This is a genomic window from Vibrio sinaloensis (assembly GCF_023195835.1).
In the GTDB taxonomy this organism is placed as follows: domain Bacteria; phylum Pseudomonadota; class Gammaproteobacteria; order Enterobacterales; family Vibrionaceae; genus Vibrio; species Vibrio sinaloensis_C.
Genome location: NZ_CP096200.1, coordinates 378,468 through 398,655 on the forward strand (window position 1 = coordinate 378,468; position 20,188 = coordinate 398,655).

Sequence of the window (20,188 nt, forward strand, 5' to 3'; positions counted from 1 at the left end):
GACCATTCGGCAATAAACAACAAGGGAGCCTGCACGGCTCCCTTTTCACGTCTAGATGTACAGTGATTAACGCTGCGGCGGCGTGCCCTCGGCGTTAGAAAGCACCGCATCCATTTGCACCTTCGCACCCAAAGCAATTTGGCTTACACCAATCACAGTGCGCGCTGGAAGTTCATGGTTAAAGAACTCAGGATACACTTGCTCCACTGCCGCAAGATCGGCCATATCAACCAACTGGATATTTACTTTAACAATGTCATCCATCTTATGGCCGATACTTTCGATGATGGCTTTAATATTGCTCAAACACTGCGTCGCTTGCTCTGCCACGCCGCCCTCAACGACTTGATCGCTATTGGCCACTCTCGGTAGCTGACCGGTCAGGTGATTGTAGTGAGAGAAGGCCACGGTTTGGGTCGACAGTGGACAAACTGGCGCTTGGTCGGTGTTGTTGGCGCGAATCACAATGCCATGGCGATCTTCCACTTCTTGCGGCGGTGTGCCATCTCCGTGTGAGATAGAGACATCGATTTGCACTAGCGCACCCATTGGCAGACGTGACACCTGAATCACAGAGCGCGCAGGCATGTATCCTACAGTGCGAGCAATTGACGAGTCAGGGAAGAAAGTGGTGTAGACCTCATTAACCGCGTCCATGTGGGCCAAATCGGTCACATAGACATTGGCTTTCACAATATCGTCAAACGGCACATCGATACTTTCCATGATCTGTTTGATGTTACGCAGACACTGCGCTGTTTGCGCCTTAATGCCCCCATCTACCACTGCGCCTTTTTCTGGGCAAACCGGTAGTTGGGCGCCAATGTTATTGTAGTGAGAAAACGCGACCGTTTGAGTCGCCAGTTCGCTAATAGGCGCTCGCTCGGTGTTTCGTGACAGCTTCACAAGTTCACAGGGCGCCTGAGGGTAAGTGCCCTCGCCGTTAGAGATCAGTGCATCCATCTGCACCAACGCATCACCGTGTGGTAGCGCCGCAACCTCAATCACAGTGCGAGTGGGTAACAAGTTATCAAAGAAACTGGCATAGACCTCGTCAACCTGTGCTAAATGGTCAAGGTTTTTAAGAAAAATCGTCACCTTGACCACATCATCCATCACATGGTCAATACTTTCGACGATCGCTTTGATATTGGTTAAACATTGTCTTGCTTGATCCTGAATGTCGCCCACCACAAGCGCCCCGGTTTTCGGGTCGATGGGCAGTTGCGCCGAAAAGTTATTGTAGTGAGAAAATGCGACTGTTTGCGTTGATTGTGCGCAGATAGGCGCCAGCTCTGTGTTTCTCGATACTTTGATGATTTCGCCAGTCATTGTAATAGTTATCCTTTTGTTTCTCTGTAAGACGCCAGACGCGCTAACACGCCGGATAGGTCTTGGTCGGGTTATTGGATGAGTGGCGAGATAGTAAGAGATAGCTTAGATAACGAGTGTGACAGAGCTCTAATTCGCTCCGTTACCACTTGTGATAAAAGTAAGGATATTTAGTCAGTTAGCGACTAATTATCTGCCTTAACCAAGCAGCAAGTCGCACCGAAAATCGTTCACTCTCATATTCATCCAAGCCGAGTGAATTTAATGTCGCGGCAACAAGCAGTAAATCCAGATGCTTTTGTCGAGATTTGATAATGCGCTCACAGTAACGAGCCGATTACGAAGCTAACAACTCAAACTACGTGCTTGTTAAACCCAGATAGCTGCATAAAGTCGCGGGCGATAACAGCTTTGCAACCGGGAAAACACAAGCGACAAACCAAATTAAACACAATGCAACACACCGGATTGAGTCATCGACCACTAATGGATCAGAAAATCGGAAAAAGACCGAACAAACAACGCGCTAGAGGGCTTATCGTCACGACAAAATGATTTCGTGGAAGTTTTGCTAACCTCATGCTCAGTTGTGGCTAGAATGGCGCAACTTTTCTATTCGGATAGCCTCGATGAGTCTACTTGAAAACCTTTCCGTGATTATGGCGCTGATCTTAATCAGTTGCTTTTTTTCGATGTCAGAAATCTCTTTAGCCGCTGCGAGAAAGATTCGTTTGCGTCAACTTGCAGACGATGGCGATCACCGAGCCACTTTAGTACTTGGCCTACAAACCCACCCAGGCAACTTCTTTACCGTGGTGCAAATCGGTCTCAACGCCGTAGCTATCATGGGCGGTATTGTCGGGGAGTCTGCATTTACCCCTTATATTGCGGCCATACTGAGCCACTGGCTACCAGCCACGTGGATTGCACAGACGAGCTTCGTGCTCTCTTTTACCTTAGTCACCAGCTTGTTTATTCTGTTTGCAGACCTGATGCCGAAACGTATTGCGATGGCAATGCCAGAAACCGTTGCTTTAACTCTGGTTAAGCCGCTATTGGTGTGCATTTTGGTTCTCAAGCCGATCGTACTGGTCTTTAACGGCTTGGCGACACTGATTTTCCGCCTATTGCGCGTTCCAGCAGAGCGAAATGATGACATTACCAGTGATGATATCTACGCGGTGATGGATGCCGGCGCAGAAGCTGGCGTTCTCGATTCCAACGAGCAGCAAATGATGGAAAGCGTGTTTCAAATGCAATCCATCCCTGTGACTTCCGCGATGACGCCACGTGAAGACATCGCCTTTCTTTCACTTAGCGACGATGAAACCATGCTCAAACGTAAAATCGCCGACAACCCGCATCACAAGTTTCTCGTGTGCGATGGACAACTCGATGCGATAAAAGGCTATGTCAATTCAACCGAGCTCTTGATCCGGTTAATCAATGAACAGACGCTGGATCTAAAAAGCAGCAGTGTGGTGCAAACTTGCCCGATCATCCCGGACACTTTGAGCTTATCCGAAGCCTTGGACTACTTTAAAACCCAGCGAGTCGACTTCGCAGTGGTGATGAACGAATATGCGCTCGTGCTTGGCGTTGTCACATTTAATGATTTACAAAGCGCCGTGATGGGTAGTTGGGTGTTGGCTGAAGGTGAAGAGCAAATTGTCGCCCGTGATGAACACTCTTGGTTGGTCGATGGCGTCACACCGATCACCGATGTGATGCGAACGCTTCAAATAGACGAGTTACCGCACTCACAAAACTACGAAACCATAGCCGGTTTTATGATGTTTATGTTGAAAAAAATCCCGCGTCGCACTGACTCGGTCACCTTTTCTGGCTACAAATTTGAGGTGGTTGACATCGATGACTACAAGGTGGACCAATTACTGGTTACTCGAGTAGAGCATGGAAATGACGATAAATAACAAGTCATAGAACTTGACCTAAAAACAAAACCTCTCAGGTGCTTTGAATGTCGTTTTATCAATGACATTCATCGGTTTGTCCAAACATCGAGTAGAAATCTTATAAGCGAGGTCAGTAGGGCCTCGCTTTTAATGATTTACAGGTCTAATTTCGGTTGAATGAAGTCGATGAAGGCCGAAATTCTCATGGCAACAGTAGAGGACTTGTAGTAGACCGCATTGATTTGCTCTCGGTTGGAGGGGCTGATCTTTTCGCTTTCAAGCAACGCAATTAATCTGCCCTCAGCTATGTCTTTCTTCACCATAAACCCGGATAAACAGGCTATCCCATTGCCCATCAGTGCGAGTTGTCGCACCGTCTCGCCATTACTTGAGACCAGCGTTGGTGTCAGGCGTTCAAATCCCCTGAGAGGCCACTCGTTGAGTGTCTTTGGCATTGAAAATCCGATCGTATCGTGATGAGCGAGATCACTGCTTTTATTTGGAAAGCCACGCTTTGCGAGATAGTCAGGTGAAGCCACAATGTATAGCAAGCTTCTGCCGAGCGGCCTTGCATGCAAGGTTGAATCATTTAATGTGCCAATTCGAATTGCGATATCGGTCTTCTTCTCTAGCAAATCGACATAACCTTCATTGGAGGTTAACTCCAACTCAATATCCGGATACGCTTGATTAAACGGCTGCACGAGCGGGACGAGCTGATGAAACACAAATGGACTAGCGGCATCTACGCGCAAACGCCCTTTAGGTAGTTCGCCGCGAGAGATAATGTCATCTTCGGCTTGCTGTAGCTGCATCAAGCCAATTCGAACCGACTCAACAAATTGTCGGCCCTCATCGGTCAGTTCGATTCGTCGCGTGGTGCGGTTTAATATCGTCACCCCAAGCTGGCTTTCCACCTTGCTCACTGCCCGTGACACTCGCGCCACCTGTAGATCTAAGTTCTCTGCCGCGGCCGTAAAACCGCCACAATCGACCACAGCCAGTAGAATTTCTAGATCATCCGATTTCGTCCGCATTTTCACCTACCGCTTACTTCACTGCCCGCCTCAATTATTGCATTTATAACAAATATCATTTGTTAAATAACCTATTTTTTGCAACAGAATTTACACGCAAAATCCCCGCATCAACTCACAGCGGCGCGACTATTTAACCAACACATTCGCCGCTGTGGACTAGAACCTAACAAAAGAGAGTACATGATATGCCACTAGCACTTCTCGCATTGACGCTCAGCGCCTTTGCTATTGGAACCACAGAGTTTGTGATCGTGGGATTGATCCCGACCATGGCTTCGGACCTAAACGTCTCACTACCATCAGCTGGATTATTGGTGAGCCTGTACGCCCTTGGTGTTGCCGTCGGCGCACCTGTGTTAACCGCACTAACAGGAAAATGGAACCGTAAACACGTTCTCATTACGGTTATGTCGCTATTTGTGGTAGGTAACTTACTGGCATGGCAAGCACCAGGTTACAACACCCTTGTTGTTGCTCGAATTCTGACTGGTTTGGCCCATGGTGTGTTTTTCTCTATCGGCTCGACCATTGCCACTGGCCTGGTTACCAAAGAGAAAGCCGCAAGCGCAATTGCGATTATGTTCACTGGATTAACCGTGGCACTCGTCACCGGCGTGCCGCTTGGCACTTATATCGGCCAAACCTTTGGCTGGCAATCAACGTTTCTCGTTGTTGCTTTGTTGGGGCTCATTGCGTTGATTGGCAGCGCCTTCTTAGTGCCAAGCAACCTAAAACAACCCGCCGCGGCTAAGCTTTCATCGCAGCTAAAAGTGCTCACTCAACCTAGATTACTGTTAGTTTATGCAATCACTGCGCTCGGCTACGGCGGTACCTTTACTGCGTTCACTTTCCTCGCACCCATTTTGCAACAAGAGACTGGATTTAACGCCAATGCTATCAGCCTAATCATGCTGGTATATGGTGTCTCTGTAGCCATTGGTAATATTTGGGGCGGAAAGATGGCTGATACGATGGGGCCGATAAAAGCGCTAACGATTATTTTTGCCGGACTTGCTACCATTTTGGTTGTGTTTAACTTTACAGCGGTTAACCCCATCGCAGCGGTGTTGACCATCTTGGTTTGGGGCGCTTTTGCATTCGGCAACGTGCCTGGATTGCAAGTCTACGTGGTCAATCTCGCTGAAAAGTTCACCCCCGATGCGGTAGACGTCGCCTCTGGTCTAAATATTGCGGCGTTTAACGTGGGTATTGCTCTCGGATCTTGGGGCGGCGGTATGATTGTGTCGCAAATGGGCTTGATGCATACCCCATGGATAGGCGCCTTGATCGTAATTGTGGCGCTTGTACTGACAAGAATAAGTGGACGCCTTGATACACGTAGCGAAAAGCAATGTATCGACCTTAATACTCACCAATATCAATCATAATCACTGAGGTGCTCGATACCGCTATCGAGCACCTAAAACCTATCTGATCATTGATAAGCGCTTATCCTCTGTTCTATTGTAGATTCGCAAGGCAAAAAACTTTTTTCGTTGATGTCGAAAATGGCAAAGCAAAAACGTCCTTGACTATGAAACCACAAAACAGAAGGAAACTGACCATGAAATACATGCTTTTGCTTTACGCTGCACCGGATCAAGAGCCAGCATTTGGTACCCCCGAATTCGACCAGATGATGAAGGATTTTGCCGCGACCACAGAGACTTTCGAAAAAGATGGCGTACTGGTTGGCGGTGAAGGGTTGCAGACCATTGAAACGGCCACTTCGCTTCGGGTTAGATCCGGGAAGGTGGAAACGATGGACGGCCCCTTTGCGGAAACTCGTGAACACTTGGGCGGATACTACATCGTTGATGTTCCCGATTTGGATGCTGCATTGCGTTGCGCAGAAATCATTCCAATAGCTAAGTTTGGTACCATTGAAGTTCGTCCATTGTTGGATTACGACCAAGCAGGTTAACCGATGAATAACGCCTCTTCAAAAGCCATCGCTGTCAGTCATGCGATTAATGATGTGTTAAACAAAGACAGAGGGCGGCTTTTGGCTGGGCTTATTTCTCGACTTGACGACTTTCAATTGGCCGAGGATGCATTGCAGGAGGCCTCGATCGCAGCGTTTAAGCACTGGACGCGATCCGGCCTACCTCACAATCCCACTGCTTGGCTGTTGAGAGTCGGTCTAAACAAGGGCATCGACCATTTTCGCACAGCAAAACGAGAGCAACGTAAAGCCGAGGAACTGGTCGATTTTCTCGCCTTTGATGAGTCATATCACCAAGACGACACCATTCCAGATGAACGTTTACGCCTTATCTTTAGCTGTTGTCACCCTGCCTTGGAAGAAAAGTCGCGTATCGCCTTAACCCTTCGCACCGTCTGCAATTTAACCACCAAGGAAATTGCCGCCGCCTTCTTGGATAACGAACAAACAATGGGACAACGATTGTATCGCGCCAGAGTAAAGCTAAAAGCGAAAGGGGTGAGTTTCTCTGTACCCAATGAAGAGAGGTGGCATGACAGACTGGACACCGTATTAACCACGATTTATTTGATATTTACCACAGGTTACCTGATGGAAACGGACTGCCCGCGTTCGTTATGCCAAGAGGGCATCTTTTTGGCCAGACTGCTCAATCAGCTTCGCCCGAATGATCCTGAAATCGAAGCGGCACTGGCTTTGATGCTACTGACCAATGCCAGAAGCTCTGCTCGCATCAGTGCCGATGGCGCTATGGTACCAATCGAAGCACAAAACACGACACTTTGGGATCAAACAACAATCGATGAAGCTCACGACTTGCTTGCTAATGCCATAGAGAAAAGACAACCCGGCCCATTCCAGATCAAAGCTGCGATTGCGGATTGTCATATGCAAAAGCCCAGCCCGGATTGGCATCAGATGTGTTTGCTCTATCAATCTCTGTGGCAGTTCGAACCAACTCCAGTTGTCGCTTTAAACTGGGCGGCAGTCGTTGCAGAGGCTGGTCACCCAGATCTTGCTCTCAACAAGTTGGACGAGCTAAAGCCCGAGCTGGAAGATTATCAACCTTGGTACGCAGCGCGAGCGCATGTTCTGAGGAAATTAGGACAGAATTCTCAAGCCATCACGTTTTATAAACTGGCGATTGAGAAGGCACAAAGTGAGGCGACACGAAAATTTCTACAGCTCACCCTGCGTGAACTGACTTAATAGTTCAGTCGTGGTTGGAATGAAACTGACCGAACACAAATTGGGAGAGTTTCTGCTCTCATAGCAGACTAGTCATCTCTTTCCGCTTGCTGTTTTAGCAGTGCTTTCATCTCCCGAAGCTCTGCTTTGAGAGTATCCACCTCTTCTAGAATCTGAACTTCCATCTTTCGCTCGTCAGAAGCGTCCATAATCCATGAGGCTAAAACCGCGGTAAAACTACCAAACATACCAACACCGGTTGTAATTAATATTATGGCAACGATGCGACCTTCCAATGTGACCGGGAAAAAGTCACCGTAGCCAACCGTAGTGATAGTGACGAACGTCCACCAAAACGCATCACCGGCGGTATGGATGTTGGCCCCCGGCATATCCTTCTCGAGATAAAGGATGTAAATCGAACCAAACAGCATCATCATTAGCGAAGTCACCACCATGAAATGCAGTGACGTCGAAGCCTTGTTTTCATTGATTGCATGAGAAATCATAGAGATAGACTTGATCGCACGCACCAAACGAAAAACGCGAATTAAACGTGCAAACTGATTCATCTCCATCAATGGAATGCAAGAAATCAGATCAAGCCAACCCCACTTCATATACTCAAGCTTGGACGGCGCCGCTCGGTACTGCTGAACAAAATCAATAAAGAAAATCGCACAAATAAATGTATCAACATAGATAAGAATTTGCAGGACGTCAGGTGGCAGGTTAAAGACAAGTTCAATTGCAAGGGAAGCAACAACAAATACAGATAGAACCAATACTGCTAGTTGAAAGCTGGTAATGTGTTCCGGTACTTTGGGGCGATACATAGTAGCAATCCATTGAAACATTTAGCCGAACTACCTTGAAGACGAAAACGCTCAATCGAGTGCTTGGTTCGCCTCTCGAGTCAGAGTCTTAAATGCGGTTCTCACCGGGATCAGGATCTGAGAGAACAAGGCCGCTCCCCATAGAAGGTTAGCCACGATTGAAGGAACAAATGGCACGATAACCAAGGTCACGAAGCAAAGCGTGATGCCAAAGTAGCGAACGTTCGCAGTAGCAAATCGGTGGGCGGTACGAAGCTCGATAACATTTTGAATCTTAAGTAAGCAATACAGGTAAGTTGCTAAGCCCAAACAGCCTATCAATGCATATTTGAACGGGTATTGATCCATAAAACCTATTTTGACCTCTGCTGACAATGCGACGCCTATCGTGACCGCAGACAGCATCAAAAGCAGATGAGAGACCGTCCACTTAATGAATGTGTTAGGCGCGTTGTCGCGCGGCTTACCATTGCCTACAAAGTCAAAATATATCCAGCACAATACGAAAATTGATAGGCCGCCAAACGCGTAGTTAACAAATACGTCGCCAACCACATCATCAATGCCTTTTTCCGCAAGGGTGATAACAAGCTTAAAGAAGCCTTCACCTGCAACAATCAATAAAAGCAGTGCAAAGCGCTCAGCCATATGTCCAAAGCGTGGTAAGAAGCGCTTATTGTTCAGTGCACCCAATCTCGGAGCGACATACAACGCGGCTAAAACCAGCATGCCTACTGCAAAGGCCATATAACTGTATGGCGCAGACAGGAACGCGCTGATTAAAAAGATGACTGAAGCAATAGCAAAGCTTCTAGACATATGACTTGGTAGGCATCTTTCACTTTCTTCTACCGTTTTGGCCCTAAAATAGAGCAGCGAGATTATCGCTCGATTGAGCGCATAACCTAGCGCAAAGTACATCCACCCTGCGCCACCAATATGCACGATAGCGGATGACATAATCATAATGGTGACAATCTGCGCAGCCATAATGTAACGGTGTTGTACATCAGTGCTGACATAAATCGAGTTAAAAAGGCTGATGTCAAACCATGCAAACCAAATCACGATAAATAACATCGCAAATACGGCGAATCCACTAAAGCCAAGGTGATGACTTAAGTAATTTCCCAGCACGAAAATCGATACCACATGAGCCAAATCGTAAAAAAGCTCAATCCAGTGCACATGATCACTGCTGCTCTCCGCATCCAGATGATGCTTGGGTTTGCGCCATAATGGATGTTTCTTGGCTAAATCCATAAAGTTACGTCCTTTACAAAATCACTGCGCTAAGCCGCATGTTCTGTTCAGTATGGTAACCCCACCAATATTTTCAATTAGTATACTTTTGGTAACCTTTCATCACCTACCCATTCATATTCCCACTCCAATCTAAAAAATTAAAACTCGATTAAACAAACACTTAAGAACATTTCAACCGTTCTTCATGGTGGTTACTAAAAGTTAACTAATTGCACTCGAAATGTAGGTAACCATAATAAACCGCAACACAGCGAAATCACTATTCGCTCGGTAAACATCCAAATATTGAAGGGTTAATATCATGAGTAACGTTCTAATCATTAACGCACACGAACCATCTCCATTTTCTGAAGGCAAACTCAATGCGGCTTTAGTTGAAAAAGCTCGCACCCAGTTAGAATCAAAGGGCCACGAAGTTCGCGTAGTGACAATGCAAGATGACATCGTCGTTGACGAGCAACTGGCGAACTTTGAATGGGCAGATCGAGTTATCCTACAGTCACCTGTCAACTGGATGACCATCCCATGGTCTTTCAAGAAATACATGGATGAAGTATTCACAGCGGGGATGGGTGGTGCGCTCTGTGCCTTTGATGGCAGAACGCCAGAAGAACCAAAGAAAAATTATGGGACAGGCGGCACTCGTACCAATACCAAATACATGCTTTCTTTCACATTCAATGCGCCAGAAGAGTCATTTAATGATGATAGCGAATACTTATTCCAAGGTCGCGGTGTGGATGATTTGATGTTCCACATGCACGCAAACTTCCGCTTCTTTGGCATGACTGCACTGCCAACATTTGCTTGCTATGACGTAATGAAAAACGCAGACATTGAGAACGACTTTGCTCGCTTTGAAGCGCACCTAGGCGAACACTTCTAAGGAGGTAGTCATGAGCACTGAATTTACTTACTACAATGCAGAAACGGCCCCTGATGAGTCTAAAGAACTGGTCGCTCAGTCAATAAAAGGCTTCGGTATGTTACCAAACCTGCACGCCGTTCTCGCCGAAGCGCCGGCAACCTACGAAGCATACAACACAGCTTTCGACCTGTTTATGAAGAACACAACGTTCAGTCCATTGGAGCAACAAGTGGTGTTTATGACTGCAAACTTTGAAAATAACTGTCACTACTGTGTTCCTGGTCATACATGGATGATGAAGGCCGGCAAAATGCCAGATGACGTGATTGAAGCATTGCGTGAAGGCACCGCCATTCCTGATCCGAAGCTACAAGTACTGCATGATTTTACCAAGGCACTGCTTGATAACCGTGGTCATATCGGTGATGAAAAACTGCAAGCATTCTTCGACGCTGGATTTACTAAACGTCAAGCGCTGGAAGTGCTGACTGGCTTATCTGCTAAGCTTATCTCAAACTTCACTAACGCATTGGCACACACTCAGCCGGATGCGCCATTCCAGAAGTTTGCTTGGACGCATCCTAGCGAACGTTAAACTCAGTCAAAGATAGCAAACGCAAATCGAAGCACTGTTTGCCGCGTTAGCACAGTGCTTTGAGTAGGTAACTTATATGAATAATACCATTAAGCTCGACATTATTAGTGATGTTGTCTGTCCGTGGTGCATCATCGGATACAACCATTTAAAAGAGGCTATCAAACAGCTTGGCATTGAAGATCGCATCGATATTGAGTGGCAGCCTTTTGAATTGAACCCTGATATGCCTGCTGAAGGTGAAAACCTTCGAGAGCACGTTGCTCGTAAATACGGCAGTAGCGCAGAGGAAAGTAAGAACGCGCGTATTCGTATCGCCAGTATTGGTGCGGAGCATGGCTTCAAGTTTAACTACTTTGATGACATGAAAATGGTGAATACGTTTGATGCGCACGTCCTTCTTGATTACGCCAAGAGTTTGGGCAAGCAGACTGAACTAAAAATACGTTTATTTATCGCATTTTTCAGTGAGCAAAAAGACGTCTCTGACCGTGAAATGCTCAAGCAAGAGCTCATCTCAGTAGGCCTTGACCCTGAAGAAGGAATGCGCTGGCTAAATGATGCGCAGCGACGCAGCTCAATCCGTAGTACAGAGAAACAGTGGCAAAAAATGGGCGTATCGAGTGTGCCAACGGTGATTTTCAATAGAGAACATGGCGTTTCTGGCGCGCATCCCGTAGAAGGCTACAAACAGATCTTAGCTGAATTAATGGCTCAGGCAAATTAAAGCTAGGTTACTAAAAGCATACCGGTTGCAACTTGTTTCTTAGTTGCTTATCTTTTTCTAACTCGTTGTGACCTCAATCCCAGGAGCCAAGATGACATACTCACAAAAACTCAAAGCGGGTGACGCTTTTCCTACATTAGAGGCAACAAAGCTTGATGGAACCAAAGTCAAGCTAGGTCAACCTCAAGGTGATGCAACATGGCAAGCAGTATTTGTCTATCGTGGTAAACATTGCCCACTTTGCACCAAGTACCTCAATGAAATTGAGACCTATAAACAGGCCTTTAGTGAGGCGGGCGTTGATATTCTGGCTGTCTCTGGTGACTCGAAGCAACAATTGGAGCAACACCTAGAAAAGCTCGATATCAGTTTTCCAATCGCCTATGGTCTTACTGAGCAACAAATGAAGACTCTGGGGCTCTACATATCACTACCACGCTCCGAAGCTGAAACCGACCATAACTTTGCAGAGCCGGGGTTGTTTGTGGTCAATGAACACAGCAATCTGCACGTGGTTGACCTATCCAATAACCCGTTTGTCAGACCTGAGCTCGGTGCCCTGACCCGAGGTTTGGCATGGATTCGTAACCCAGAAAATCACTACCCTATCCGTGGCACACTAGACTACTGAACCTCCAGTTCGAAATGCGACAAGGCAACCGTTTAGGTTGCCTTGCTACGTTATAAAAGGGAAGCGATGAAGGTTACTCACGCTATTTAAGCGGAACATTCATTATTTGAGTTGCACATTGTTGCTTTCTGACCATTTTCTCAATTCATCGAGAATCGTTAACGCACTGCGCCCAAACTCGGTGAGTTCGTAACTGACTGCCAGCGGTTTTTCATTGAGCACACGGCGTATCACCATGTTTTCACTTTCCAGCTCTTTTAGACGCTGGTCAACCATCTTCTTGCTTGCACCTCCCAACATTCTGGAAAGATCATTGAATCTCACAGGGCCATCTTTCAGATGGTAGATGATGGAGCCCTTCCATTTGGAGCCCAAAATCCTCATGCCTTTTTCGATCGCACAAGGCTCGGTACACGCATCAACAACGCTCTTACGCCCTTTTGGGTCAACTTCAACTTTTGCTTTCATACAGCTCCGCGTCATTTTGAGAAGTAACGTAACTTATCAGCACTGACAATAAAAACGTCACTCAGAGTTATTGAATCCGCACGGCGATTTAGGTGTATGAGTGGGCACCTAATGGCGAGCGTCTTACGGTATATTTTAGTTACCTAGAGATTGAATACAATCAGTATGCTTTTAGTAACCTAGTTGATAACGAGCTTAAAAAGCGAGGCCTAAATCCGATTTAAAACAATAGCCCAGCCGGAAAAGATTAGATTGGTCATTAAACCAGGCCGTTACGTGGAGTAACGGCCTGTGAAGTGAAGTAAGAGAGGGTTAAAAGCCGCGCATTTGAATACGACGCAAAAACTCCGTCATCAGGCGGTCATAGAGAAGATCGCCGAGGAAAGCATCTTCAACATGATGGTCAATACTTGGGTTGTCATTAACTTCAATCACGTAAACTTGACCGTCGATCTCTTTCAAGTCGACACCATATAAACCATTACCAATCAAATTGGCCGCTTTGACGGCAACATCAACGACATTCTTTGGCACCTGTTTAAGGTCGAGTGTCTCAAAGCTACCCGATGAAACACGACCGCTATTATGATGTTGGTAGATCTGCCAGTGACCGCGACTCATCATGTATTTGCAGGCAAAAATCGCTTGGTGATTCAAAACACCAATACGCCAGTCAAAGTCGGTAGGCATAAACGCTTGAGCTAAAATCAGTGCACTTTTCTCAAACAGTCCCGCCGCTTCGCGCTCGAGTTCTTCTTGATTTTTGACTTTCACCACACCACGAGAAAAGGCGCCATCAGGAATCTTAAGCACCATCGGGAAGTTGAGCTCGCTCAGCAAGTCATCTTGCCAATCTGGGTCAAAGCGATTCAAAATCACGCTCGTAGGCGCAGGGACTTTGTTGTTTTTCAACAGCTCAGTCAAAAACACCTTGTTGGTGCACTTCATGATCGACTCAGAGTCATCCATCACCACCAAGCCGAGCTTTTCCGCAGTCTTCGCAAAACGGTATGTGAAGTTGCTGATGTTGGTGGTCGCACGGATAAACAAACCATCAAACTCGCCCAGACGTGAAATGTCGTCTTTGCCAATCGTCTCTAAGTTCATCCCCAAACGACCCGCAGCTCGCCTAAAGCGCTTCAATGCCGAGGCATCCGACGGCGGCATTTTCTCTTCTTCATCGACCAGCATTGCCAGATCATAGCGGTACTTTTTTACCTGCTTTGGTTTACGCCAGACCTTATCTGAGAACAGCTCAAGCGACTCGATAAAGAAGTTTTCTTCTTGTTCACGGAGTTCTTGGAACGGAAAGGCAGTCACTGATTCGATTTGCCACTGCGCTTGGTGTTTGGTCATCTTGAGTTCGATGATCGGAATCATAAACTGCTCAAAAAGATGACGGGCAAGCTTCTCTAGCCCCTTTTGTTGCGTGCGGCCAAAAAAGATCTTGCAGTCCAAAGTCGTCAAATCACTGGGTAACTTGCTGAGTTTAAGATAATTTGACGACATCAACATGGGTTGAGAAATGTCATTAATGGCTGTAACCGTCGGGATCACACGGTGACGACGGGCCTCAGCCATCAAAGAACAGTAGTAGCCACTGCTCATATAACTGTAATCACGACACAGGTTCACAACTTGAACGTTGCGTTGGCTCGTTTGCCAATCTCTGTCGAGGTATTGCGCTACGCTCACCACTTGTTCGGACGGAAAGTATTGCTGCCAATCACTGGTTTGATCGGCAACAATTAGTAGGTTTGCCATCTATCTTGTTCCTTTATATTCAAGGTATGATGAGTACCTGTTAGTTTTCGTTTTTATAAGGTATCGCATGATTTTTCGTCAATCGAAAATCACAGATCTCAGTGCGTTAAATCAGTTGGAAAAATCACTTTTCTCCAGTGATAGAATTTCACCACGGCAGATGAAAAGGTTTATCCAATCTGAACATTCTTCTTTGTTCGTAGCACAGTGCGATGAGCAGGTGGTTGGCTATGCATTAGTTTTGTTTCACCAAGGAACACAACTGTCGAGACTCTATTCTATCGCGGTGATGTCGCAGTACCGGGGACGAAATATTGCACAATCGTTGATCGAAATGTGTGAGCGCGCTGCCGTCGAAAAAGGCTTCACAACAATACGACTAGAAGTGCGAGAAGACAATATAGGCGCGATAAATTTATACAAGAAATTGGGCTATAAAACCCTCAAGCTGCTGATCCATTATTACGACGATTTATGTGATGGACTAAAGATGCAAAAACGCTTGAGTCATTATGGACCTAAGACGTTGTTAAATATGCCACTTTACGTTCAAACCACCCCCTTTACCTGTGGTGCCGCGTCACTACTTATGGCGTTCGCTCATTTCGATAAAGATCAACCTCTGACGCGCAGTGCAGAGCTGCAACTTTGGCGCGAGGCGACGACGATTTTCATGGCTTCTGGTCACGGGGGATGCAGTGGTCATGGTTTGGCACTGGCCGCTGCAAGACGAGGTTATGATGTTGAGCTGTGGAGCCAATCTCAATCCACACCGTTTATTGACAGTGTGCGAGATGAGAACAAGAAGCAAGTCATTGAAATTGTTCATCAAGACTTTTGCCAGCAACTGGCGGAGCAACAAGTCGATATTATTGATTCTCCGCCATCACTAATCCAATTAGAACGTTGGGTTGACGAAGGCGCAAGCGTACTGCTGCTTATTAGCACCTATCGCTTTAACGGCAGCAAAGAGCCGCACTGGGTTGTGTTAAGCGGCATGAGCGAGCAGTTCTTTTTTATTCATGATCCCCATGCGGAATCTGAGCTGGATGCGTTAGGTTCGGCGCACGTAACCGTCGGCAAAGCGGTCTTGTCTCAGGTCATCGGCTTTGGTAAGCAACGACATACCGCGTGTGTGGTCATTAGTCCCAAACAGTAACGATGAATAGGAGATCAGCCGTCTAGTGTTACAAAGCACGTTCTCGAGGCTGACTGTTAAGAGCGAGAGGTGAGGCGTATTGCACAACGTTTGTCTCACTCTCTGGCTCAGTTTTGGACAGAAGTCAGTCAGTGAGCTTGCTAGATTACTAGTAATTGATGGCTTACTTCAAATGTAGGAAACCTCGCCAAGCAAAACGCAAGACTTAACCCCCGCTCTTCTGGGCTACCTTGCTGATGGCTCTCCTCTAGGGCGATATAGGCCAGCTTTGTCATCACGCTTGGGGTTGCTATAGTCAGCGCTATCCATAAACGGTTCCAACTGCTTTAACATGAGTATAGATATCTCTACACTCTATACTTTGCTAAACTCCGCCCATCAACGAGTGAGGCCGCGAAAATGATGACTGACGAAGAAAGAATCGAACTGCAACAAAATAACCCTCTGCATGGACTCAAGCTAGAAACTATGTTGCAAGAGTTGGTGGATTTTTATGGTTGGGACATTCTCGATACCGCGATGCGCTTTAACTGTTTTCACACCAAACCGTCGATTGCGAGTAGCGTAAAGTATTTAAAGAAAACCGAATGGGCGAGAGAAAAGCTAGAGAATTTTTACCTGTATCGATTTAAGCGTATGCCTCGCGCGAGTGCTGAGGAATATGACTTACCGCCAAGAGCACGAACCTTTCCTCACGGTCTTGAACCTAAAGAGCCGATGCCGCTTACGGTGGATTCTATTCTTAAGTCGCAAGCTAAAGCCGCGTCTGCATTTAACAAACGCTCACCTCGTGGTGGACGCTCGCCGCGTAGATAGTTCTCTCTTAAAAAGAGCCTAACTTAACGCACGCAGTCCGGCTCTTTTTTTGCGATTCAGAGAGCGAATAACAAGCTCGCTTCGCCTTCCATAAAAGTCAAAAAATGAGGCGATTCACAACCAACGTCACCTATTGGTTACGCTTTTTCTTCTTTTTTCCTGTTCCAGCAGGCTTTGCACGCGGCTTCATGGGCGCAAAGTAAGCTTCACTTTGGTCATCTTCCACTTCAAACCCTGCGACTTGCTCACGTTCAAGCTGGAACTTATTTTTCTTTTCGATCACTTTGAAATGATGGTAATCATCGTAATCAATAAGCGATAACCCCAGCCCTACTTCTCCTGCGCGGCCACTGCGTCCGATGCGGTGCATATAGTCAGCCGGGCTACGAGGCAAATCAAAGTTAATCACGACCGGGAGCTTTTCGATATCAAGGCCACGGGCGGCGATATCGGTAGCAATAAGAACTTGGATTTCTCCAGACTTAAATCCATCAAGGACACGAGTACGAGCACCTTGACCTTTATCACCATGGAACACTTCTGCCGTGATCCCGCGTTTTGATAGTTTTTGCGCAAGATGATTACAAGCATTCTTAGCATTGACAAAAATCAGCGTCTGTCGCCACTTATGCTTTTTAATCAAGTGCGCCAGTACCGCGGTTTTCTCGCCTTTGTTGACGCTAAACACGCGCTGCACCAAGGTACTTGCTTCAGCACTCTGTAGTTGAACTTCTACAGGATCATGGAGTAAGTGATCGACTAATGTCGTGACTTTTTCGGGAAAGGTTGCTGAGAATAACAGCGTCTGTTTCTTCTCGGGTAGAAGTTCAACAATCCTATTCAGTTCGTCGGTAAATCCGAGGCTCAACATACGATCCGCCTCATCAAGAACTAAGGTTTTCACTTGGTCCAACTTGATGGCGTTGTTAGAAACGAGATCGAGCAATCGACCCGGTGTAGCGACAATGATGTCACACCCACCACGCAACGCCAGCATTTGGGGGTTCGCCGATACGCCACCAAATACCGCAACTGTTTTAACCTTATCTCTAACATGATACGAGTAGGATTTAACCTTGTATGCCACCTGAGAGGCTAGCTCACGAGTCGGCACTAAAATTAAGTGAGAGACATAGTTGCCACGACGATCGTTGGATCCACCTTGCTGAAGGATCTTTTGCAGAATAGGCAGCGAAAACGCAGCAGTTTTGCCAGAGCCCGTATTGGCCCCACCCACCATATCTTTGCCATTAAGCAAAAGAGGAATAGCTTGAGATTGAATTGGCGTCGGTTGCAGGTAATCTAACGCTTCTAATCGTTCGATTAAGTTAGGAATAAGACCAAGGTAGGCAAATGTTGCTGGCTGAGATTTATCTGTCATTACTTTCAGTGGCTCGAAGCTGAATAAAGGCCGTGTATCTTATGTTATTTGGTGCAACGATGTTAGTGGTAATGGACTAGTCGTCATCAACTAATATCACCACTAGAGGAAATTACCTCGTTGTTGATTCGCAGAGATCTAAGTCAACCAACCTGCTAGATATACTACTGCGATATAACGCAAGCACTTGCCGAACCCAACTAAGAGTAGAAATGGCAATAGCCTGACCTTGAAGATGCCAGCGATAAGGGTCAACGCATCTCCACCGATCGGAAGCCAGGCTAGCAATAGACTCCAAACACCATATCGCTGAAACCAACGTTGTGCTTTATTGATTTGGCTGTCATTGAAGTAGAACCACCGTCGGTTCTTAAAATGGAGTAAGCCACGTCCCAAAAACCAGTTCACGACTGCGCCTAAGGTATTGCCCAAGGTCGCAACTGCGATCAACTTCCAGGGTTCGCCGCCCTCCTGAAGTAAGATGAATAAGAGGACTTCGGAATAAAACGGCAATATGGTTGCTGCTAAAAAAGCAGAACCAAACAGCAGTAGATAACTCGTAATCATTCACTGGCCTGCTTTAGCCAGCGAAATATGGCGAACTGTGCAGGTAAGTAGAACAAATATTCAGGGTGCCATTGAACACCAATAATCAGTTCACCTTCTGAGCTTTCGACAGCTTGAGTTAGGAGATCAAGATCTTGGCCGACAACCTTCAGCCCAATTCCCAGTTGCTTAATGGCCTGATGGTGAAGACTGTTAACACGCAGATGCTTCTTACGGCATAGGCTAGCTAAATGCGATGCGCTGTGTAGCTTCACTTGTTTGGTGGGTAATAGTCCTGGTCGATTATAAGTGAGTTTGCGCATGTGGCGAATATCAGAGTAGAGAGTGCCTCCCTTAACGACATTAATCAGTTGTGCTCCTCGACAAATACCCAGTAGTGGAACACGCTGCTCTAAAGCCCACTCTATCCACCGTATTTCCAACTTGTCGCGTTCTGGGTCGAGTTTCACTTTTTGGTTAATATCGCCACCGTAGTGCTCAGGGTCAATATCATCCCCGCCTCCAATGATTAGCGCATCAAATGCCTCACCTGACCATGGATGCCGAACACTCAGACGAACGGGTTCGGCACCCGCCAGTAGCAAGGCCATTTTTGTGCACCACCAAGATGGTGACCATCGACTTGCGTTCCCCGTTACACCCACTCGCGGTCGACGAGCCATTGTGATACCTCCTTGCACCATGCGTCTCGATTTACACCTATCAAAGGTCGCGTCATCTCAATAAACTTATTCGACAACTGGTCTATAGCCTGAGGGTCAGCAGCTAGCCGCTCAACCACACACCAAAGGTTCCAGCTATTGGCAAGACTCCAGTTTTCGTCTTCAATCTGGCAATCTGGCAAGCGGTAATGGAAAGTAGGACGAGGGTTGATAAGCTGGTCATCGACCTTCGTTAGCACCCGCTGACGGTTGATTTCAGTAAGCAGCGGCAGCAAATCGAGGGCGCGATTTCGGGTCGGATTGTGCTCAAGATAGTGATCCGTGAGCGCATCAAGATCTGGGTATGACTGACTCACAAGTTGGTAAATGTAGTCTTCGGGATACAAGTTCACGTAGGGGCTTAACTTTCGAGTCACATCGACCTGATGTGCTTCAACCAACCACCATTGCAATAAAGCAAAGGCTTTTATGAAACGCTCAATGGTTGAAACATCGAGGTTAGGTAGCTCCGGGTTTATATGCACACCAAAGGCGGCAAGCACTGAGCTATCGGTTCCCTGCGCCCCCGCTTGACGCAAGCAGGGTATCAGTTGATCGAGCTGAGAAAGTTGCATTATCGATACAGGCGGGCAGACAATTTCTAGCGGGACAATGTTTGAAGCGCCTTGCTGAAGTAACTCGACCCATTCATGACCGTCGTCTTGCTGCTTCGCTTCGCTCGCTTTGCGCTTGAGGTAGCTCCAGTCGAGCTCAATGGTAAATTTACCGAACGAATCAGTGTGAACTAGGAACTCCGCTGCGGTACTGTGTTCAACGTTGCCGCCAAACGTGGATTGTACGAGCTGAGCAGTAGCTTCAAGAGTTAAGCCCGTAAACTCTAACTCGAAACCCACTCGTCGATCCGCGCCTATCGCGGTTTTGTGCTGGGCAGGAAGATTAAATTTCATTCGTAGACACCAAGGTTGAGAATGAATCTCTCAGTGTAGCAGACTGAGTTCCAGAGCAAAAACAGCGAAATGGAAATGTA

General features: G+C 46.8%; 20 protein-coding genes. 10 read left to right on the forward strand and 10 right to left on the reverse strand.

What is annotated here, in order from left to right; genetic code table 11:
* Positions 1-66: 66 nt before the first annotated feature.
* Positions 67-1,332 (reverse strand): RidA family protein, encoded by a 1,266-nt coding sequence (locus MTO69_RS15280; RefSeq protein WP_248335256.1) that lies wholly within the window; start codon positions 1,330-1,332, stop codon positions 67-69.
* Positions 1,333-1,961: 629 nt separating this feature from the next.
* Between MTO69_RS15280 and MTO69_RS15285 the strand changes: the two genes are divergently transcribed.
* On the forward strand, positions 1,962-3,266 hold the full coding sequence (locus MTO69_RS15285) for a hemolysin family protein (RefSeq protein ID WP_248335257.1): 1,305 nt from the start codon (positions 1,962-1,964) through the stop codon (positions 3,264-3,266).
* 137 nt (positions 3,267-3,403) lie between these two features.
* Here the strand turns inward: MTO69_RS15285 and MTO69_RS15290 are convergent, their stop codons facing one another.
* Positions 3,404-4,285: a LysR family transcriptional regulator gene (locus MTO69_RS15290; RefSeq protein ID WP_248335258.1), complete on the reverse strand. Its 882-nt coding sequence runs from the start codon at positions 4,283-4,285 to the stop codon at positions 3,404-3,406.
* Positions 4,286-4,473: 188 nt separating this feature from the next.
* Between MTO69_RS15290 and MTO69_RS15295 the strand changes: the two genes are divergently transcribed.
* The 3 genes from MTO69_RS15295 (at position 4,474) to MTO69_RS15305 (ending at position 7,442) form a co-directional block, all read left to right on the forward strand.
* Positions 4,474-5,676 carry an MFS transporter gene (locus MTO69_RS15295; protein WP_248335259.1) on the forward strand — a complete coding sequence of 401 codons (1,203 nt, stop codon included), beginning with the start codon at positions 4,474-4,476 and terminating at the stop codon, positions 5,674-5,676.
* Positions 5,677-5,852: 176 nt separating this feature from the next.
* Entirely contained in the window at positions 5,853-6,212 is a 360-nt protein-coding gene (locus tag MTO69_RS15300) for a YciI family protein (protein WP_248335260.1), read from the forward strand.
* 3 nt (positions 6,213-6,215) lie between these two features.
* Positions 6,216-7,442 carry an RNA polymerase sigma factor gene (locus MTO69_RS15305; protein WP_248335261.1) on the forward strand — a complete coding sequence of 409 codons (1,227 nt, stop codon included), beginning with the start codon at positions 6,216-6,218 and terminating at the stop codon, positions 7,440-7,442.
* A 68-nt stretch (positions 7,443-7,510) separates the two neighbouring features.
* Here MTO69_RS15305 and MTO69_RS15310 read toward each other — a convergent pair whose 3' ends face one another.
* Both MTO69_RS15310 and MTO69_RS15315 read right to left on the reverse strand, forming a co-directional pair.
* Positions 7,511-8,278 (reverse strand): ion transporter, encoded by a 768-nt coding sequence (locus MTO69_RS15310; protein WP_248335262.1) that lies wholly within the window; start codon positions 8,276-8,278, stop codon positions 7,511-7,513.
* Between the two features lie 30 nt (positions 8,279-8,308).
* On the reverse strand, positions 8,309-9,520 hold the full coding sequence (locus tag MTO69_RS15315; protein ID WP_248335263.1) for a low temperature requirement protein A: 1,212 nt from the start codon (positions 9,518-9,520) through the stop codon (positions 8,309-8,311).
* A 304-nt stretch (positions 9,521-9,824) separates the two neighbouring features.
* Here MTO69_RS15315 and MTO69_RS15320 point away from each other — a divergent pair, with 304 nt between their 5' ends.
* From MTO69_RS15320 to MTO69_RS15335, 4 genes are all read left to right on the forward strand, one after another.
* Positions 9,825-10,409, forward strand: a complete 585-nt coding sequence (locus MTO69_RS15320) for an NAD(P)H-dependent oxidoreductase (RefSeq protein ID WP_248335264.1) — start codon at positions 9,825-9,827, stop codon at positions 10,407-10,409.
* Between the two features lie 10 nt (positions 10,410-10,419).
* Positions 10,420-10,986: a carboxymuconolactone decarboxylase family protein gene (locus tag MTO69_RS15325; RefSeq protein ID WP_248335265.1), complete on the forward strand. Its 567-nt coding sequence runs from the start codon at positions 10,420-10,422 to the stop codon at positions 10,984-10,986.
* Between the two features lie 76 nt (positions 10,987-11,062).
* A complete protein-coding gene (locus MTO69_RS15330; RefSeq protein WP_248335266.1) occupies positions 11,063-11,713 on the forward strand; it encodes a DsbA family oxidoreductase in 651 nt (216 codons plus the stop codon).
* A gap of 91 nt (positions 11,714-11,804) precedes the next feature.
* Positions 11,805-12,344, forward strand: coding sequence for a redoxin domain-containing protein (locus tag MTO69_RS15335; RefSeq protein ID WP_248335267.1), 540 nt, complete (start codon positions 11,805-11,807; stop codon positions 12,342-12,344).
* 102 nt (positions 12,345-12,446) lie between these two features.
* Here MTO69_RS15335 and MTO69_RS15340 read toward each other — a convergent pair whose 3' ends face one another.
* The gene (locus MTO69_RS15340; protein ID WP_048624863.1) at positions 12,447-12,812 is read right to left on the reverse strand and encodes a winged helix-turn-helix transcriptional regulator; all 366 of its coding nucleotides are present in this window, start codon (positions 12,810-12,812) and stop codon (positions 12,447-12,449) included.
* A gap of 312 nt (positions 12,813-13,124) precedes the next feature.
* The gene (locus MTO69_RS15345; RefSeq protein WP_248335268.1) at positions 13,125-14,576 is read right to left on the reverse strand and encodes a RimK family protein; all 1,452 of its coding nucleotides are present in this window, start codon (positions 14,574-14,576) and stop codon (positions 13,125-13,127) included.
* 67 nt (positions 14,577-14,643) lie between these two features.
* On the opposite strand from MTO69_RS15345, the gene MTO69_RS15350 reads away from it, so the two are divergent.
* Positions 14,644-15,735 (forward strand): GNAT family N-acetyltransferase/peptidase C39 family protein, encoded by a 1,092-nt coding sequence (locus tag MTO69_RS15350; protein WP_248335269.1) that lies wholly within the window; start codon positions 14,644-14,646, stop codon positions 15,733-15,735.
* A gap of 399 nt (positions 15,736-16,134) precedes the next feature.
* On the forward strand, positions 16,135-16,551 hold the full coding sequence (locus tag MTO69_RS15355; protein ID WP_248335270.1) for a VF530 family DNA-binding protein: 417 nt from the start codon (positions 16,135-16,137) through the stop codon (positions 16,549-16,551).
* Between the two features lie 130 nt (positions 16,552-16,681).
* Here the strand turns inward: MTO69_RS15355 and MTO69_RS15360 are convergent, their stop codons facing one another.
* The 4 genes from MTO69_RS15360 to MTO69_RS15375 form a co-directional block, all read right to left on the reverse strand.
* The gene (locus MTO69_RS15360; RefSeq protein WP_248335272.1) at positions 16,682-17,932 is read right to left on the reverse strand and encodes a DEAD/DEAH box helicase; all 1,251 of its coding nucleotides are present in this window, start codon (positions 17,930-17,932) and stop codon (positions 16,682-16,684) included.
* A gap of 138 nt (positions 17,933-18,070) precedes the next feature.
* Positions 18,071-18,499, reverse strand: a complete 429-nt coding sequence (locus tag MTO69_RS15365; RefSeq protein WP_248335274.1) for a YqaA family protein — start codon at positions 18,497-18,499, stop codon at positions 18,071-18,073.
* Positions 18,496-19,161 carry a gamma-glutamyl-gamma-aminobutyrate hydrolase family protein gene (locus MTO69_RS15370; protein ID WP_248335276.1) on the reverse strand — a complete coding sequence of 222 codons (666 nt, stop codon included), beginning with the start codon at positions 19,159-19,161 and terminating at the stop codon, positions 18,496-18,498. Before MTO69_RS15370 ends, MTO69_RS15365 begins: the two co-directional genes overlap by 4 nt.
* Complete coding sequence (locus tag MTO69_RS15375; protein WP_248335278.1) at positions 19,134-20,108, reverse strand: amidoligase family protein; 975 nt, start codon at positions 20,106-20,108, stop codon at positions 19,134-19,136. Before MTO69_RS15375 ends, MTO69_RS15370 begins: the two co-directional genes overlap by 28 nt.
* Positions 20,109-20,188 lie beyond the last annotated feature (80 nt).